4 protein-coding genes are annotated in these 2588 nt (G+C 71.6%); 2 read left to right on the top strand and 2 right to left on the bottom strand.

The features are described 5' to 3' along the window. Positions 1-222: 222 nt before the first annotated feature. Positions 223-876, bottom strand: a complete 654-nt coding sequence (locus G3I19_RS35990; RefSeq protein WP_164267879.1) for a CatB-related O-acetyltransferase — start codon at positions 874-876, stop codon at positions 223-225. A 99-nt stretch (positions 877-975) separates the two neighbouring features. Between G3I19_RS35990 and G3I19_RS35985 the strand changes: the two genes are divergently transcribed. After that, the gene (locus G3I19_RS35985; protein ID WP_164267878.1) at positions 976-1602 is read left to right on the top strand and encodes a TetR/AcrR family transcriptional regulator; all 627 of its coding nucleotides are present in this window, start codon (positions 976-978) and stop codon (positions 1600-1602) included. Between the two features lie 116 nt (positions 1603-1718). On the opposite strand, the gene G3I19_RS35980 is transcribed toward G3I19_RS35985, so the two are convergent. Continuing rightward, positions 1719-1976: a hypothetical protein gene (locus G3I19_RS35980; RefSeq protein ID WP_164267877.1), complete on the bottom strand. Its 258-nt coding sequence runs from the start codon at positions 1974-1976 to the stop codon at positions 1719-1721. A 130-nt stretch (positions 1977-2106) separates the two neighbouring features. On the opposite strand from G3I19_RS35980, the gene G3I19_RS35975 reads away from it, so the two are divergent. Next, the gene (locus G3I19_RS35975) at positions 2107-2466 is read left to right on the top strand and encodes an ArsC/Spx/MgsR family protein (protein WP_164267876.1); all 360 of its coding nucleotides are present in this window, start codon (positions 2107-2109) and stop codon (positions 2464-2466) included. The last annotated feature ends 122 nt before the right edge of the window (positions 2467-2588 follow it).

Raw genomic sequence — 2588 nt, 5'->3', positions numbered from 1 at the left:
CCGGGACAGCCGGCAGGTCGTGGCGGCGCCCCTCGGAAGACCGCCTCGGAACTGGGCGATGATCTCGGCCTGGCGCCGGCGCCGCGACGACCAGATGCCTGACCGGGGCCGGCGGCGGGTGGAGAGGCTCGACCGGGTTCGTGCTGCACTCGATCGCTGCGGACCGCACGGAACGCGGGACAGGTGCGGAACGGGCGCGGGCGAGGCGGCGGGGGCGCGGCGTCAGGGCCGGCCGGTCTGCGCGGCGGCCTCCTCCAGGTCGGTGACGGACCCGGACATGATCGTCCGTACCTGCCTGGTGATGTGCCGCACGGGCCAGTCCCACCACGCCACGGCGAGGAGCCGGGCGATGTCCGCGGCGTCGTAGCGGGTGCGGATCAACCGGGCGGGGTTGCCGCCGACGATGCCGTAGTCGGGGACGTCGCCGGTGACCACGGCGCCGGCGGCGATGATCGCGCCGTGACCGATGCGCACACCGGGCATGACCGTGGCGCCGTGGCCGAACCACACGTCGTTGCCGACGACCGTGTCTCCCCGGCCGGGCAGGTCGGTGATCAGGTCGAAGTGCTCCGCCCAGGAGCCCCCCATGGTGGGGAACGGGAAGGTCGAAGGACCGTCCATACGGTGGTTGGCGCCGTTCATGATGAACCGGGTGCCCGTCCCCAGCGCACAGTACTTGCCGATGACAAGCCGCTCGGGACCGTAGTGATACAGGACGTTGCGCGTCTCGAACGCGGTCGGGTCGTCCGGATCGTCGTAGTAGGAGAAGTCACCGGCCTCGATCAGCGGCGACTTCAGCAGCGGCTTGAGCAGAACCACACGCGGGTGCCCGGGCATCGGGTGCAGCACGGTGGGGTCGGCGGGAACGGGCGGCATCGTGGAGGGGTTTCCTCTCCGGTGAACCTGGAGCGACGACTGTCGCGTTAAGATGCTGGCACACCCCTGCCGCCTTGATCAACCGGATACCGGCCGCCGATGACAGACCCACTGGACACGACGTCGGACCGCCGCCCGGGCGGTCGCACCGCCCGCGTCCGCGCCCAGGTTCTCGATGCCGTACGCGCCGAACTCGCTGAACGTGGTCACGAGGGACTGACGGTGGAGGGTGTCGCGACGCGGGCCGGAGTGCACCGCGCCACGGTCTACCGGCGCTGGCGCGATGTCGGCGGCCTGCTCGTCGATGCCATCGAAGCCGCGGGCGAGATCGACTGGCAGCCACCGGACACCGGCTCACTGCGCGGCGATCTGACGGCCCTCAACCAGGAGATCCAGGAATCCCTGGTCGTACGGCCGTCGTTCGCCGTCGCCCTGATGGCCGCCTCGTTCCACTCCGAACAGGCCGCGCGGGCCCAGACGCAGTTGTGGGCGGACCGGTACGCCCAGTGCGAGGTCCTCGTCGCGCGTGCCGTCGGGCGCGGTGAACTCCCCGCACAGCACACGGACGCGCGAAGCCTGCTGATCGCGGCCACCGCACCGCTCTACCACGAGCTGGTGCTCCTGCGTGCCGGTCAGGATCCGCAACTCCCGGCACGGGCGGCGGATGCGGCAGTCCTGGCGGCTGCCGCGGGCGCCTTCTCCGTCCGCGGGGAAGAGAGCGGGTGACGGGTTGTTCGGCCGGTGGGCTTGTTCGGCCGGTGGGCTTGCTCGGCCGGTGGGCGGAACGGCTGTCCGCGGCCACCGGCCGGACCGTGCGTGAGCGAGCTGGTGGGACGGGGTGTTCAGCGGCCGTCGCGGATCAGGAAACGGACCATCCGGCAGGTGGCGTCGGACGGCGGGTGGATGCCGGCGAGGGCCGCTGTGGAGCGTATCTTCCGGTTCGGTGCCTGATCCGGACGGTAGACACCGGTGTCGAGCAGGGCGATGGCCAGGCGCATCGCCTTCAGCCTGCGGTTGTGCGAGACGTACCAATCGCGTGGCTTTCCTGCGGGCAGTGGCTTCTTGACCAAGGACTGCGTCGGGAACACGGCTACGGCCATCGGCGACCTCCAGGCGCTGGTGACAGGGCCCTCACGGACCCACGCGAACTGCCCCCATTTTACTGCCGGGCACTGACAGAAGCCCCTGGTCGGCGGGGGTTCCGACAGCCCCTCGCGTACCTTGGGCCCCATGGAGATCTGGATCAATCCCGCCTGCTCGAAGTGCCGCAGCGCGGTGGACCTGCTGGACGCGGAAGGTGCTTCGTACACCGTCCGCCGCTACCTGGACGACGTGCCGGACGAGGACGAGATCCGGGCGGTGCTCGGCCGGCTCGGGCTCGAACCGTGGGACATCACCCGGACCCAGGAGCCGGACGCGAAGGCGCTCGGGCTGAAGGAGTGGCCGCGTGACGCGGAGGCGCGGGACCGGTGGATCACCGCGCTGGCCGGGCATCCGAAGCTGATCCAGCGGCCCATCATCACGGCCGACGACGGCACGGCGGTGGTGGCGCGCACGGAGGAAGCCGTACGGGACGCTCTCGGGCGGTGAGCCCCGGCGGCGCCCGGCCGCTGCCGCTGAGGCGGGTGCCTGCCTGGGCACCGAGGCGGCGCGCGTCTGCCCGCTGAGGCGGGTGCCTGCCTGGGACTGAGGCAGGCGCGTCTGCCGCCCCG

Origin of the sequence: Streptomyces sp. SID10853 (assembly GCF_010548145.1) — a bacterium.
Lineage (GTDB): Bacteria > Actinomycetota > Actinomycetes > Streptomycetales > Streptomycetaceae > Streptomyces.
Note: the sequence above shows the minus strand (reverse complement) of the source record. Positions and strands in the feature narration are given on the sequence as shown.